Raw genomic sequence first — 14287 nt, forward strand, 5'->3', positions numbered from 1 at the left:
ATATGGCATGAACCAGCTGCCAGCGGCACTTCAAACAGGGGATACGGTGGGGATTATTGCACCAGCAAGCCCGCCTGATGAGCTGAAATTAGCAAAAGGGATTGCCTTTTTAGAAAGCCTTGGGCTGAAGGTGAAAAAAGGGAAGTATATTGACTGCCGGTATGGGTATTTAGCAGGCCGCGATCATAAGCGAGTAGAAGATCTTCATCGCATGTTTCAAGATCCAGAAGTGAAGGCCGTTATTTGTGCTTGCGGAGGATATGGGACTGCAAGAATCGCGGAAGCCATTGATTATGACCTCATTCGCCGGAACCCAAAAATCTTTTGGGGCTATAGTGATATTACGTTTTTACATACGGCCATCCAGCAGCAGACGGGTCTTGTGACCTTTCATGGCCCGATGCTTTCCTCTGATGTGGGATGTGAGGAGGTCCATCCGTATACGAAGGATACTTTTTTGCAGCTGTTCACTCCGAAGACCTTTACGTATGCGCATCACCTGTCACCTCTTCAAACCTTCTATCACGGCACTGCCTCAGGCGGAATCACAGGAGGGAACCTTGCCCTGATCGTGACAACACTTGGTACACCGTTTGAGATCGATACGAAGGGGAAGCTTTTGTTCATTGAAGATATTGACGAAGAACCATATAAAATCGATCGAATGATGCAGCACCTTACATCTGCTGGCAAATTGGAGGATGCGGCTGGATTCATCATAGGGGATTTTCATCAATGTGAGCCAAAAAAGAAAGAGCAGTCCTTAACGCTGGAAGAGCTATGGGAGACCTATATTGTGCCGCAAAAGAAACCTGCACTTGGCGGCTTTCGGATCGGTCATTCATCTCCGAACTTTGCCATCCCAATAGGCGTGCAGGCTGCACTAGATGCGACGGGGAAAAAACTGCATATTTCTCCAGGTGTCGCAGCGAAAGAGGCGATCAAATGAAAATCGCAGATGTTCGTACATGCAGAACGAGTGTACCGCTAAAGAAGCCGTTCAAAACCGCTTTAAGAACGGTGTATGACGCAGCATCTCTCATCGTGATCATCACATATGATCAAGGTGACATCAGCTACGGAGAGGCGGTCCCAACATCGGTGATTACAGGTGAAACGCTGGAAAGCATCGACTATGCCATCTGTGAAGTGATCAGGCCGATCTTGCTCGGGGCTTCATTGTCGCAATATGAACAAATCTTTTCAGCTATAGACCGTGTGCTCGCTTGCAACACAAGTGCAAAGGCTGCAATTGATATGGCGATTTATGATGGCTTAGCGAAACAGGCAGGGCTTCCACTTTATCAATACCTTGGCGGATATCGCGATCAGCTTGAAACCGATTATACGGTCAGTGTAAACCGGCCGCTAGAGATGGCGGAAGATGCGAAGCAATACGTAGCTGAAGGCTTTCCTACTTTAAAGATAAAAGTAGGAAAAGATGACATAGACACGGATATTCAGCGCATCAAGCGGATTCGAGAAAAAGTCGGGCCGGATATTCAGATCAGGCTCGATGCAAACCAGGGCTGGACGTGGAAGGAAGCGATCGTGGCCATTCGAAAAATGGAGGCGCTGAATATCGAACTAGTTGAGCAGCCAGTGCCTAAAGAAGATATCGAAGGCCTGCGCCGGGTGACGGAAGCAACGGACACGTTGATTATGGCGGATGAAAGCATTTTCGGGTTCCATGATGCGATCAAGGTGCTTGAAACGCGAAGCTGTGATCTGATGAATTTAAAATTAATGAAATCAGGCGGTATAAAAGAAGCACTGAAAATCAATGGTTTAGCAGAAGCTTACGGCGTAAAGTGCATGGTTGGCAGTATGATTGAGACCAAACTTGGCATTACAGCAGCTGCTCATCTCGCCGCAAGCCAGCCGAATATTACCCGCTACGACTTTGATGCCCCGCTTATGCTAAAAGAGGACTTAATAGACGGAGGAATCGTGTACAAAGGAAAAAATATATTCTTTCCACCACATCATGGGTTAGGCATTCAAGGAGTGAAAGGAGTCTCGTGATGATATATGAATCAAAGGTTCCAGTCGCGAATGTATGGACAGCACCGCAGTCGCCAAGAGAAATTGATCGAAAGATTCTTCAGGGTTCCGTCAAAATCAAAGAGTGGATTGACCAGCAAACGTATGAAGAAAAATTGGCTTTATGTGAAGAAAATCTGATTCAATCGCAAGTGCTGCTCGGCGAACGAGTCATTGGATTAAAAGAGACAGACGGATGGATGAAAGTCGTCATCCCGCAGCAGGCAAGCCGGAAACATCCGCAAGGCTATCCTGGCTATATCCCTATTCAGCAATTAAAGCAAGTAACGGAGGAAGGTGCGCCAGCTACAACCCATGTCGTAGGTCAGAAAAAAGCCGTGTTATATCAAAAAGGGAAAGCGGATATGGAGGTTAGTTTTTTAACAGAGCTGGCAGCGGTTGAAGAAGCCAGTGATCACTTTCATGTTCTTACCCCAGTAGGAAGGAGAGAAATCAAAAAAGAGGATGTGCGTCCGGTTTCATTACCTTTCACTATGACGGGTAAGGATGCCTTAGACATTGGAAAACAATTTATCGGACTTTCGTATTTATGGGGCGGCATGAGCAGCTTTGGCTACGACTGTTCCGGTTTTGTTTACAGCATGTACAAATCGTGCGGATATCTTCTGCCAAGAGACGCAAGTGATCAAGCAGTTCAAGGAACCCCGGTCACATCAAGCCATTTAGAACCAGGTGATCTGATGTTTTTTGCAAATGAAAATGGCAAGGGAGCTGTCCGCCATGTTGGGATATATGCGGGGGATGGCCTCATGCTTCACTCGCCTAAAACCGGCAGACAAATAGAGCTTCTTTCCCTTTCTGGCACTTCATATGAGAGAGAATGGGCAGGTGCAAGGCGGTATTTGCCAAGCGAAAGGGGGAAGGTGTGATGGCAGTTGAACCACTTTTACAAGTCAACAATCTAAAAAAACATTTTCATCTATCCAAAGGAAGAACCTTAAAAGCGTTAGACGGGGTCTCTTTTCAGCTGAAACAAGGCGAAACCTTTGGTCTCGTTGGCGAGTCGGGCTGCGGTAAATCCACACTTGGGAAAGTGATCATGCGGCTTTACGACCCGACAGATGGTGAAGCCTTGTATGAAGGGAAAAGTCTTCACCACCTGTCTAAAAGAGAAGCATTTGATTTTAATAGACAAATCCAAATGGTGTTTCAAGATCCGTATTCATCTTTAAACCCAAGGCTGTCAGTAAAAGATATTATGCTGGAACCGATGGAGATCCATAACCTTTATGGGAGTCAAAAGAAGAGAATCGCCCGCGTGAAAGAACTGCTTGAAGCGGTAGGGCTAAGCTATGATTTCGCCACCCGCTATCCGCATGAATTTAGCGGAGGTCAGAGGCAGAGAATAGGAATTGCAAGAGCACTTGCCTTAGCGCCAAAATTTATTGTCGCAGATGAGCCGATTTCTGCACTAGATGTATCCGTTCAAGCGCAGGTCGTGAATTTGCTGAAAAAGCTGCAAAAAGAGGAAGGATTAACGTTTTTATTCATTGCACATGATTTGTCTATGGTCAAATATATCAGCGATCGAATTGGTGTGATGTATTTAGGACATCTCGTGGAAATGACGAGCAGTGATGCTTTATATAAGACGCCGCTGCATCCGTATACACAGGCTCTGCTATCTGCTATCCCCATTCCAGATCCTGACGTGGAAGACAAGCGCAAAAGATTCATGTTAAAAGGAGAAATTCCAAGTCCAGTGAACCCGCCAAGCGGCTGTGTATTTAGAACAAGATGTCCTGCCGCCATGGACGTCTGTGCTGAAAAAAAGCCAACATTACAAGCAGCGGAAGAAGGACATGAAGTCGCCTGTCATTTATACGATAGGAAATAACGCCATGACATAGGACAAGCCGCATAAAAGCCAGCAAGTAGACAAGCTGTTCTACAAGCTGGCTTTTTTGTATTTATGAACGCCGAATAGGCAGTGTGCAGCATCTAAAAGAGCCGCCAGATTTAATGATTTCTGAAAAATCCACTTCAATGACAGTGTACCCGCGAGCGGTTAATGCAGCATTTGTTTCTGGATTGATCGGTAAGCTGATCACTTTTTTCTGCCCAATGGATAAAACATTTGGTCCAAGTGTGAATTGCTCTTGTTCACTTATTTTAATCAGATCATAATGCTTGTTGAGCAAGTGAAGATCCTTTTTGGTGAAGGCTTCAGGATATATCAATATCTCCTCATGAGAAAGAATATTCATCACACAATCGAGATGCAAAATGTGAGGAGGAAGATGAATGGGAATGATGTCGTGATCCGGCAGCTCTTTTTTTAGCTGATGGATAGCGGCTAAATTTGTTCTTTTGCTCGTTCCAACAAATACACGGGTCTGATCCACAAGCACATCGCCGCCTTCAATCGTTCCATCTGTCACGGTGACGGTTGTCCAGCCTTTTGCCTGTGCCCACTCTTTTAACGATTGTTCTTCTCCTTGTCGAACCTGAGCGGCCATGTTTGACACAAATAAGGTATGTCCAATCGTAAACCCAATATCCCGAGTGAAGACTTGTTCAGGAAAGCGGTCATTTGCAGGAAGCAGGGTAGGCCGTACATGATGGTGTTTTAACGTTTGAATCAGCTGCTTATGCTGAGCCACTGCTTTGATTTGAGAAATATTTTCTCTAGCAAAATGCTTTTGGGTTTCGTTGATGATTTGTTTGATTTCCATATAAATAGGGCTGCACAAGAGGACTTCTTGTAAATCATCATATTCACTCATACATTGCGGCGTTTTGTACACTTTCTCTGATTTCATAGAATCCATCAAATGGCCTCCTTGTTCGTAGATAGTTCTATTATTCCTCCTTCTAGTAAATGTTGAAACATTTCCGAAAGAAAATCTCTCATGTGAGACTAAAGCAAAAAGTTTAGACAAACCTAAAAGAATAGTGTTTAATAAAAGTCGTTCCGCATCAACGAAAACTGCAAGAAGGAGCTATAATGATGAGTGAAGAAAATTTCAAGTACTGCAAGGAATCGAAAGTTGTAAAAACAAGCAGGGTATTCCCTCTCGATACGAATAACCACCAAACCTTATTTGGCGGGAAATTAATGAGTTATATAGATGATATTGCCTCCATCTCGGCAGCAAGACACAGCCGCAGTGAAACGGTGACAGCATCAATGGATTCTGTTGACTTTTTAGAGCCTATTGGACAGAAAGAGTCTGTATGCTTAGAGTCCTATGTCACATGGGTCGGCACGTCTTCTATGGAAGTGTTCGTCAAAGTCATGAAAGAAAACTTGATGTCTGGAGAGCGCAGACTCGCAGCGACTTCATTCCTTACATTTGTCTCGTTAGATGAAAACGGAAAGCCAAAACGAGTTCCGCAAGTCATGCCAGAAACAGAGGAAGAAATCATGCTGCATCAAACAGCGAAGCAGCGGGCAGAGGAAAGAAAAAGCCGCCGAAAGCATAGTAAAGCTTTGGCTGACGCACTTGGGACAGATAAACCATGGGCGTAAAAATCACCCTTTAAGCGGTGATTTTTTTCTATCATGGTATATTGCATGGCAAGATAGTGTATGGTAAGATATGGATATCTTGTGATGCAAGGTACTGAAAACGGAGGAATAATGATGACAACATCAACACAAATGCTAAAAGGAATTTTAGAAGGCTGCATGCTGTCGATTATTTCTGAGGGTGACATTTATGGGTATGAAATGACGAAGAAGCTCGCGCATTATGGATTTGATCAAATTAGTGAAGGAAGTATTTATCCGATTCTGCTGCGTATGCAAAAAGAACAGCTGGTCAGCACGGTCACAAAAGCATCAGCAAGCGGACCGAAAAGAAAATACTATACGCTCACTCAAGCGGGAGAACAAGCGCTAACCGATTTTATTGCACGCTGGAATGAGCTGTCAGAAAATGTAGAGCGCTTATTACATAAAGGGAAGTGAGAATATGGTAACTAAAGAAACAAGACACATATTACTAGAGATGAAATTCTATCTCATATCAAAGGGGAAAAATGAGGACGAAATTGACGAGCTGATGGATGAATTAACGACACACGCTGTCGAAGCGGAGAAAGATGGGAAAACAGGTGAGGATGTGTTTGGCAAAGATCCGCGGGCCTTTGCTGATGAACTGGCAAAAGAGCTTTCGAGACATTATAAAGATTGGGTGCCATTTGTCAGTGCCTTTTTGATTGGGTCGCTCTTTTACATGATTTTATCAGACGCAATCAGTCAAAGCTTATCGTATTCTTGGTACGCACTGATTGGTTACCCGCTCATTTTAGTGGCCAATGTCATCATAACGATTGTGATGTTTAGAGCGTCTGCCTTTCAAACAAGCCGCCGGGCATTTTTCTATTTTTGGATCTTAGGAATCTTTCAGCTGACGGCCATGATCACAGTGAATTTATTGGATCAAAAGCTCGGTACACCATTACTTGTGCTTACTTCAAGCCAAAGATGGGGCGTCATCCTTCTGATGTTGCTTTGTATCGTCGTATTTAATGCAATCTTAAAGGCGAATGTCGTTTCACTGATTCCGATTATTTTTTTCGGACCGCAGCTCATATTCGAATGGATTGGCTGGACGTCACCAAGTGTGCTTCTGCTCACAAGCCTGCTGTCTGTTGTCATCTTAATATTGCTCACGCTAGTTGTCTTGCGGAGAACAAACAAGAAAAATGAAAATACCATGTAAAACAGAGCACATCCTATACGATGTACTTTTCTTTTTCTAAAAAAATGTAGAAATGGAATCGTGTTTTTCTTTACAATGGGAAGAGGACAAAAATGAAAAGGGGTTCTGTTTTTGGATATTGTATGGGGGTATATACTCGTTTTTGTATTGGCTGCTTTGCCTTTTTTTGAAGTGGTTGGTGTCGTTCCGCTGGCAATCTTAAGTGGACTGCATCCTGTGACATCAGCGGTGATTGGGTTCATCGGCAACTTTCTTACAGTCTTTCTTCTCATTGTCTTCGTTGACCGGTTTAAAGCATGGCGGTTGAAGAGAAAAGAGGATAAAAGTGATGAAAAAGGGGAGAAAAAGCAGCAGCGGGCCAGAAAAATTTGGGAACGATATGGTCTTCCTGGTCTTGCACTCGTCGGTCCTTTTATCATCGGCAGTCATTTAGCGGCTTTTATGTGTATGAGCTTCGGTACGAAAAGAAAACAAGTGGCGGTGTGGATGACGGTCAGCTTAATGATGTGGACAGCACTAGCAGCTAGTTTAACCGGTGCGGGCTTTCATTACTTTGCCCCGGATTCAAATGGATTGTTCGGAGATATCTTTAGCAAGTAAGCGAGGGGAGGAGAATAGGTGAAAAATCAGACACGGACAGTGCTCGAAACAGAACGCCTTAGACTTAGAACAATGAATGAGCACGATGCACCATTCTTATATGAAATGTTGTTCCAAGATGAAGAAGTCATGAAGTATTATCCTTCTTTAAAGGATGAAAAACAGACGAAAGAGTGGATTGTCTGGAATCAAAAGAATGACCGCATGTACCATACCTCCCTGTGGGTCATTGAAGATAAAGAAACGAAGGAACCGCTTGGACAAAGCGGAATTGTGCTGCAAAACATCGAAGGACAAACTGAGCTTGAAATCGGCTATATGCTAAAAAGAGCGGCGTGGGGAAATGGGTACGGTGCTGAGGCCGCAAAAGGCTGTCTGACTTATGGGTTTGAAGAAATGAAGGTCAGACGAATGGTAAGCTTAATTCGTCCTGAGAATGAAGCGTCGGTGAAGGTCGCTTTAAAAATGGGCATGAAAAAAGAAAAAACCATTTCAAAATGGGATCAAATCATTGATGTATACAGCATCACCCGTGACGGAGAAATCGGCTCACTTAACCAATAAAGAGAGCCGATTTTTTCTTTTATACACGCTGTTCTAACTGAAGTAAATATTTCTTGCGTTCGACTCCGCCGCCGTATCCCCCGAGCTCACCATTTGTTTGAATGACGCGGTGGCAGGGAACGATAATGGCCATTTGATTGGCACCATTTGCATTGCCAACCGCCCGAACCAAGTGCGGATCGCCAAGCATATTGGCAATGTCTCTATATGATCTTGTTTCACCTGCCGGAATGCGCGAAAGCATGTCCCACACCTTCATTTGAAAAGGGGTGCCATGTAAGGAAAGTGGCACAGTAAACTGCGTGCGTTTCTTTTCAAAATATAAGGTCAACTCCTCTGCTAGCTGCTGATGAACTTTTGTTTCGCCAACTAGAATGCGGGCATGATGTTTTTTTCTTATGGCTTCAATTTCTCTTTCTAATCCTCGTCTGTCCATAAATTCAAGTAAATACACATGTGTTGCATCTGATAGGCTGATCATCCGCCCGATCGGTGTAGAAATAAAATTGGCATGCAGGATGTTGACCTGTGCTTTTTTAGGTGGATTCCCCATAATTTTCGTAAATGCATCATTGAAGGCACTAGAAGATTCATAGCCGAAGGTGACTTGCTGATCAATGACTTTTTTTCCGTTCAGAATTTCTTTAAAGGCAAGTCCCATACGGCGTGACCTAGCATATTGAACAAAGGTCATTCCGTAAATTTCTTTAAATTTTCTTTGCGCGGTTGCAGAGTGAATCCCTAATTGGCGAAAGTCTTCTTCTTTCCATCGTTTCTCAGGACTTTTTTCAACTGCTGAAACGAGTGTTTCGACTTCTTCCGGAATGCTGTTAGGGAATGTTAATGGTGTGCAGCGTTTGCACGGACGATACCCTGCTAGCAGTGCTTCTTCTGCTGTAAAGAAAAACTCACAGTTTTCATATTTCGGTTTTCTGGCGGTACATGTGGCATGGCAGAAGATGCCGGTTGTTTTGATGCCAGCAAAAAATGTGCCGTCATATTGCGGATTTTTTTCAACAAGTGCTTGATAAAATGCATGTTTTTGTTCGTCGGTCATCATCATATGATCCACCCCTTGTTTTCCTATAAAATGATTGATTTTGTTATTCATGATTTCTTCGGTCTGACACAGAACGAATCATTTGTACACACAAAGGCATGACCTTAATCGTTCATAAAATGGATCTTGTTTCATTATATCAGCCAAGTACTAAAAGCGGTTTTCGATATCATGACATCCGTTTTGGTTCGAAGCTCACAGCACGGTTTCTTGATTTCCTCTTGCTATTATTTAGTATACTTCGGCTCACATCACTTTCTTTCGAAAAATGAACAAGTATATTTGAATGAGAAGGTAAAGCAGTAGACCGGCATACCGGGGTGTGATACAATTTTTCCATACAGAATCTGCTCTATGGCAGGTCTGCTTATGATGAATTGGTTTTCTAGGGTTCCGTGCGGCGATGCAGTCTGGTCCGAGAGAAAACACATAGGGTCTTTAGAATAGACCATATGGACACGGAGGGATAAAAGCCCGGGAGATTTGATCAAACGATCGATTTCCGGGCTTTTTTTGTTGCATGGAATCGGTAAGAAAGGAAGAGATCGGATGAAATGGGGAAATGTATTCATTGCGGCCATATTTGAAGTCGGCTGGGTGATGGGACTGAAATATGCCCACTCCCTCCTGGAATGGAGCGCAACCATCGTTTGTATTATCGTAAGCTTTTATTTACTCATGAAAGCAACGAATGTGCTGCCAGTTGGTACACTTTATGCCGTCTTTACCGGGCTTGGAACAGCAGGTACCGTCATCTTAGGCATGGTACTTGGTGAACCGGTTCAGCTTGCTAAATTACTGCTGATCATGATGCTTTTGTGCGGTGTATTAGGACTGAAACTGACAACAGGTGAAGAGAAAGGAGAGGCTGAATCGTGAGCTGGCTTTTACTCATTGGGGCAGGCATCTTAGAAATGCTTTGTGTCACCATGATGAATCAATTCCAGAAAGATCGACATCTGAAATGGATTTTATTCATTGCAGCTGGATTTTCGCTGTCCTTTCTGATGCTGTCTCTTGCGATGAATACAATTCCGATGGGAACAGCGTATGCCATTTGGACTGGAATTGGAGCTGCAGGAGGCGCCATTGTCGGCATGCTGTTTTACGGCGAGTCGAAAGAGGCGAAACGCATTTTCTTTATCGCACTGATATTGTCTGCGGCGGTAGGGCTAAAAATCATTGAATAAAAAAAGGCTGGCATCTGTTTGCCAGCCTCAGCGTGTAGACAAACCATCGCATTCGGTGTCAGTCCTGCGTGCCGGTGCTCACGAATGTCAAATTCGCTCCGCTCCAGTACTCGTCCTTCCTAGACTTCAAAGGTTTTCTATCACGCTGAAAAGAAGACAAAGGGCTAAAATAAAGTTCATTTTAGCCCTTTGTGTCACATCGAATGATGATTGGAATCGTTTTCATTTTTGCGGTAAAGCTGACTCACAAGCAGAAAACATACACCAAACGTGAGTAAAGGAATGAGTCTTTCTCCGGTCATAAAAAGATAAATGCCCGTAATTAGACATACGATGCCGAGCCAAAAGCTCACTTTACCAAATAAAGTCATGCTTTTCATCTCCATCACTCCTTTTGTGATAAAAGGTCTATTCATATTATATCACGCCTGATGCAGAATTGAATGAATATTCAATAAAAAATGCGGCTCTCAATTGCTTTTTCTCTTTCCAGTCCAGTATAATATTTCATTAGAATGAAAACGTAAAAGAGGTCATGATACATGAGAACATTGATTACAGAGAAACTTGAATTACACAGACAAAAGCACGAGCAAAAAGGAAGATTGCTTGTCAGCTGCCCGGATCAGCCCGGTATTGTGTCAGCTGTATCTACCTTTTTATTTGAGCGCGGAGCAAACATCATTGAATCCAGTCAATACACAACAGATCATGAAAGTGGCCGGTTCTTTTTAAGAATTGAATTTGATTGGAAAGACATCTCGGCTAATATTGATCAGCTGAAAAACGGCTTTGAGCCAATTGCTGAATCATTTCAAATGACGTGGAGCATGTCACGCGCAAGTGAGCTCAAAAAGCTGGCGATCTTCGTGTCAAAAGAACTTCATTGTTTACATGAGCTTCTATGGGAATGGCAGAGCGGAAATTTAATGGCTGAAATTGCGGTTGTCATCAGCAATCATGAAACGGCAAAAGATACAGTAGAAGCGCTCGGGATTCCATTCCATCATGTGAAGGCGAATAAAGACATTCGCAAAGAAGCAGAAAAACAGCAGCTCGCATTATTAGAAGAGTACGATATTGATGTGGTTGTGCTTGCTAGATACATGCAAATTTTAACACCTGCCTTTATTGAACAGCATCCGAACAAAATCATTAATATTCACCATTCCTTCCTGCCAGCGTTTATCGGTGCGAACCCATACAAACGGGCATATGAGCGGGGTGTCAAATTAATCGGTGCGACTTCTCACTATGTAACAAATGATTTAGACGAAGGGCCGATCATTGAACAGGATATTGAGCGGGTAGATCACCGGGATGATACAGAGGCACTAAAGAATATGGGTCGTACGATTGAACGAAGTGTGCTTGCACGTGCTGTCAAATGGCATCTAGAAGATCGGATTATTGTTCATGAGAATAAAACGATCGTGTTTAATTGACCGCTTGACTTTTCTGAAGCAATTGGTGATAATATAAAAAAATTAACGAGCGTTGAAAAGGAATAGTAAGCAGGAACTGCTGTGTAAAGAGAGCAAATGACAGGCTGAAACATTTGCCGCAGACAGCTGCTGAACCTACCCTTTGAGCCTTAGAGGAAAAATCTAAGCGCAGGCCTGGCGTTACAGGAGTTGAGTGGAATAAGCACGCGCATGCTTATTCAATGAAGGTGGTACCACGGAAAATCCCTTTTCGTCCTTTAATTAAGGAGAAAAAGGGATTTTTTTTGTGCCTAAAGGTATAGCGGAGGGAATCAATGATGAAAAAGCAAAGGATCGTCATAAAAATTGGCAGCAGTTCATTAACAGAGCAAAAGGGAGCCATTGATGAACAAAAAATATGGGATCATGTGAGAGCCATTGCAAAGCTTAAAGAGGCAGGACATGAAATCATTTTAATTTCGTCAGGAGCTGTTGCGGCGGGATTTGGCAGTTTAGGATATCCATCAAGACCTGTGACCTTAAAAGGAAAACAGGCTGCTGCTGCCGTTGGTCAAGGCTTATTAATGCAGAAATATACAGAGCTATTTTCACAGTTTCACATGACGCCTGCACAAATGCTTTTAACACGTAATGACTTTTCAGATCGCACAAGATATCGAAATGCTTACGCAACGATGATGGAACTATTGGAAAGAAAAATTTTACCGATTATTAATGAAAATGATTCGGTTTCGATCGAGGAGCTTACCTTTGGTGATAATGACATGCTGTCGGCTCTTGTCAGTGGATTAATCCATGCAGATCAATTGATCATCTTAACTGATATTAACGGAATTTATGATGCAAACCCAAATGAGCATCCTGACGCGAAGCGGTTTGATGCACTGACACACATTTCAGATGAATTGTTTTCATATGCGAAGAGCACTGGTTCGAAGGTTGGAACAGGCGGGATGAAATCAAAGCTGTCTGCTGCACAAACCGCACTTTCACTTGGCGTCAAAGTCTTCATTGGCATGGGTACAGGGGAAGACAAACTGCTACATATTCTCGCAGGTCAAGGTGATGGAACGTATATCGGTGAACAAGACTTATCATCGGTCAATAACCGCCGTCAATGGATTCAATTCCACTCACCTGTCTCTGGGAAGATCATGATTGATGCGGGAGCGGAAGCGGCGATTTTGCACAACGGCAGAAGCCTTCTTCCGGCGGGTGTCATTGATGTCGCTGGTGATTTTTCTAAAGGAGAGGTCGTTGAAGTCGTCGGTCCGAACGGATTAGTTGGTAAGGGACAAACATTGTACGCATCTGATGAGCTTCTCGGCATTAAAGGGATGCGAAGTGATGAGCTTTCTCATGAGAAGCCTGAGGTCATACACCGAGATCACTGGGTACAGCATGTACAAAACTGAGGAGGGAATACGATGAATGAAGTTCTTGAAAAAGCAAAAAAGGCAAGTGCGGCCAAAGATCAGCTGCTATTAAAAACGACTGAACAAAAGAATGCTGCTTTACACGCAATCGCAAAAGCTCTAAAAGCATCTTCAGCTTTTTTAATTGAGGAGAACGAAAAGGATGTTCAGGCAGCCGAGGAAAAGCAGTTCACCCCATCTGTCATCGACCGGATCACACTCACGGAAGAGAGAATTGAAGCAATCGCAGACGCTACGCTTCAACTGATTCAGCTAAAAGACCCAATTGGTGAAACGTTAGAAACCATTCAAAAAGAAAATGGTCTTTTGATTGAAAAAGTACGTGTGCCTCTCGGAACGGTTGGGATGATTTATGAAGCAAGGCCGAACGTGACAGTAGATGCTGCGACCCTTTGCTTGAAAACTGGAAATGCTGTGATCCTTCGAGGAAGCTCATCGGCCATCCATAGTAATAAAGCGATTGTGAAGGTCATTCATGAAGCGCTTCATGAAACGGATATTCCAGTAGACAGTGTGCAATTGATTGAAGATACAGGCCGTGAAACGGCTAAAACGCTGTTCACCTTAAATGACTACCTGGATGTCCTCATTCCGCGCGGCGGGAAAAATTTAATCGATCTCGTTGTGAGAGAGTCTACCGTGCCAGTGCTTGAGACAGGCGCAGGGAACTGTCATATTTACATTGATGAAACGGCCAAAAAAGAGATGGCTGAACAGATTGTTCTGAATGCCAAAACCCAAAGACCATCTGTTTGTAATGCCATTGAGAGCATTGTCATTCATGAAACATGGGCAAAGGCACACGGCGCTTCGTTATTTGAAGCACTTCATACAAACGGGGTAGAGATACGAGGCGATGAAGCTGTATGCGCGCTTGCTCAGGGCGCAACACTTGCGACAACTGCTGACTTTGAAACGGAATTCTTAGCACCAATTGTCAGTATCAAAATCGTTCAGAACATAGAAGAAGCGATTCAACACATTCAAACATACAGCTCCAAGCACTCTGAAGCCATCATTACGGAAAATGATCAGCATGCGGCATTTTTCTTAACAGCTGTCGACGCTGCCGCTGTTTATCATAATGCCTCCACTCGATTTACAGATGGCTTTGAATTTGGCTATGGCGCAGAAATAGGCATTAGTACACAAAAATTGCACGCAAGAGGGCCGATGGGTCTGCCAGCCTTAACCTCTGAAAAATTTGTCATTCGTGGTCAAGGGCAAATAAGAGAATAACGATGTCAAAAGAGAGTCT

At 43.6% G+C, this 14287-nt stretch carries 17 protein-coding genes, 1 riboswitch and 1 other annotated feature; of the genes, 14 read left to right on the forward strand and 3 right to left on the reverse strand.

The genetic code is table 11. The features are described 5' to 3' along the window. The first annotated feature begins 7 nt into the window (after nucleotides 1-7). From ACSLGF_RS08195 to ACSLGF_RS08210, 4 genes are read left to right on the forward strand one after another with little or no spacing between them, the layout of a single operon-like run. Nucleotides 8-949, forward strand: coding sequence for a S66 peptidase family protein (locus ACSLGF_RS08195; RefSeq protein WP_456004201.1), 942 nt, complete (start codon nucleotides 8-10; stop codon nucleotides 947-949). After that, nucleotides 946-2025, forward strand: a complete 1080-nt coding sequence (locus ACSLGF_RS08200) for a mandelate racemase/muconate lactonizing enzyme family protein (RefSeq protein WP_456004204.1) — start codon at nucleotides 946-948, stop codon at nucleotides 2023-2025. Before ACSLGF_RS08195 ends, ACSLGF_RS08200 begins: the two co-directional genes overlap by 4 nt. Beyond that, nucleotides 2025-2933: a C40 family peptidase gene (locus ACSLGF_RS08205; RefSeq protein ID WP_456004207.1), complete on the forward strand. Its 909-nt coding sequence runs from the start codon at nucleotides 2025-2027 to the stop codon at nucleotides 2931-2933. Before ACSLGF_RS08200 ends, ACSLGF_RS08205 begins: the two co-directional genes overlap by 1 nt. Further along, nucleotides 2933-3901 carry an ABC transporter ATP-binding protein gene (locus ACSLGF_RS08210; protein WP_456004210.1) on the forward strand — a complete coding sequence of 323 codons (969 nt, stop codon included), beginning with the start codon at nucleotides 2933-2935 and terminating at the stop codon, nucleotides 3899-3901. Before ACSLGF_RS08205 ends, ACSLGF_RS08210 begins: the two co-directional genes overlap by 1 nt. Before the next feature lie 73 nt (nucleotides 3902-3974). Here ACSLGF_RS08210 and ACSLGF_RS08215 read toward each other — a convergent pair whose 3' ends face one another. Beyond that, nucleotides 3975-4835, reverse strand: a complete 861-nt coding sequence (locus ACSLGF_RS08215; protein WP_456004213.1) for a dimethylarginine dimethylaminohydrolase family protein — start codon at nucleotides 4833-4835, stop codon at nucleotides 3975-3977. Between the two features lie 179 nt (nucleotides 4836-5014). Here ACSLGF_RS08215 and ACSLGF_RS08220 point away from each other — a divergent pair, with 179 nt between their 5' ends. The 5 genes from ACSLGF_RS08220 to ACSLGF_RS08240 all read left to right on the forward strand — a co-directional run bounded on the left by ACSLGF_RS08220 (nucleotide 5015) and on the right by ACSLGF_RS08240 (nucleotide 7898). Next, on the forward strand, nucleotides 5015-5536 hold the full coding sequence (locus tag ACSLGF_RS08220) for an acyl-CoA thioesterase (RefSeq protein WP_268508050.1): 522 nt from the start codon (nucleotides 5015-5017) through the stop codon (nucleotides 5534-5536). Nucleotides 5537-5650: 114 nt separating this feature from the next. Then, nucleotides 5651-5977: a PadR family transcriptional regulator gene (locus tag ACSLGF_RS08225; RefSeq protein ID WP_456004216.1), complete on the forward strand. Its 327-nt coding sequence runs from the start codon at nucleotides 5651-5653 to the stop codon at nucleotides 5975-5977. Between the two features lie 4 nt (nucleotides 5978-5981). After that, nucleotides 5982-6734 (forward strand): HAAS domain-containing protein, encoded by a 753-nt coding sequence (locus tag ACSLGF_RS08230; RefSeq protein ID WP_456004218.1) that lies wholly within the window; start codon nucleotides 5982-5984, stop codon nucleotides 6732-6734. A 111-nt stretch (nucleotides 6735-6845) separates the two neighbouring features. Then, nucleotides 6846-7334 (forward strand): small multi-drug export protein, encoded by a 489-nt coding sequence (locus ACSLGF_RS08235; protein ID WP_456004221.1) that lies wholly within the window; start codon nucleotides 6846-6848, stop codon nucleotides 7332-7334. Between the two features lie 18 nt (nucleotides 7335-7352). Further along, the gene (locus ACSLGF_RS08240) at nucleotides 7353-7898 is read left to right on the forward strand and encodes a GNAT family N-acetyltransferase (RefSeq protein WP_456004224.1); all 546 of its coding nucleotides are present in this window, start codon (nucleotides 7353-7355) and stop codon (nucleotides 7896-7898) included. 19 nt (nucleotides 7899-7917) lie between these two features. On the opposite strand, the gene ACSLGF_RS08245 is transcribed toward ACSLGF_RS08240, so the two are convergent. After that, nucleotides 7918-8961: a bifunctional transcriptional activator/DNA repair enzyme AdaA gene (locus ACSLGF_RS08245; RefSeq protein ID WP_456004227.1), complete on the reverse strand. Its 1044-nt coding sequence runs from the start codon at nucleotides 8959-8961 to the stop codon at nucleotides 7918-7920. Between the two features lie 371 nt (nucleotides 8962-9332). Continuing rightward, nucleotides 9333-9441: riboswitch (guanidine-I (ykkC/yxkD leader) on the forward strand. A gap of 66 nt (nucleotides 9442-9507) precedes the next feature. Here ACSLGF_RS08245 and ACSLGF_RS08250 point away from each other — a divergent pair. Then, complete coding sequence (locus tag ACSLGF_RS08250) at nucleotides 9508-9837, forward strand: DMT family transporter (protein ID WP_456004229.1); 330 nt, start codon at nucleotides 9508-9510, stop codon at nucleotides 9835-9837. Next, on the forward strand, nucleotides 9834-10148 hold the full coding sequence (locus ACSLGF_RS08255; RefSeq protein ID WP_099727478.1) for a DMT family transporter: 315 nt from the start codon (nucleotides 9834-9836) through the stop codon (nucleotides 10146-10148). Before ACSLGF_RS08250 ends, ACSLGF_RS08255 begins: the two co-directional genes overlap by 4 nt. 194 nt (nucleotides 10149-10342) lie before the next feature. On the opposite strand, the gene ACSLGF_RS08260 is transcribed toward ACSLGF_RS08255, so the two are convergent. After that, nucleotides 10343-10528 (reverse strand): hypothetical protein, encoded by a 186-nt coding sequence (locus tag ACSLGF_RS08260; protein WP_024719622.1) that lies wholly within the window; start codon nucleotides 10526-10528, stop codon nucleotides 10343-10345. A 162-nt stretch (nucleotides 10529-10690) separates the two neighbouring features. Here ACSLGF_RS08260 and purU point away from each other — a divergent pair, with 162 nt between their 5' ends. From purU to ACSLGF_RS08275, 3 genes are all read left to right on the forward strand, one after another. After that, nucleotides 10691-11593: a formyltetrahydrofolate deformylase gene (gene purU, locus ACSLGF_RS08265; protein WP_456004232.1), complete on the forward strand. Its 903-nt coding sequence runs from the start codon at nucleotides 10691-10693 to the stop codon at nucleotides 11591-11593. A gap of 43 nt (nucleotides 11594-11636) precedes the next feature. Further along, nucleotides 11637-11854 (forward strand) — a binding site (T-box leader). Between the two features lie 56 nt (nucleotides 11855-11910). Next, complete coding sequence (gene proB, locus ACSLGF_RS08270; RefSeq protein ID WP_456004235.1) at nucleotides 11911-13008, forward strand: glutamate 5-kinase; 1098 nt, start codon at nucleotides 11911-11913, stop codon at nucleotides 13006-13008. 12 nt (nucleotides 13009-13020) lie between these two features. Beyond that, nucleotides 13021-14268 (forward strand): glutamate-5-semialdehyde dehydrogenase, encoded by a 1248-nt coding sequence (locus ACSLGF_RS08275; RefSeq protein WP_456004238.1) that lies wholly within the window; start codon nucleotides 13021-13023, stop codon nucleotides 14266-14268. Nucleotides 14269-14287 lie beyond the last annotated feature (19 nt).

The sequence above is a fragment of the Bacillus sp. A015 genome (genome assembly GCF_053851875.1).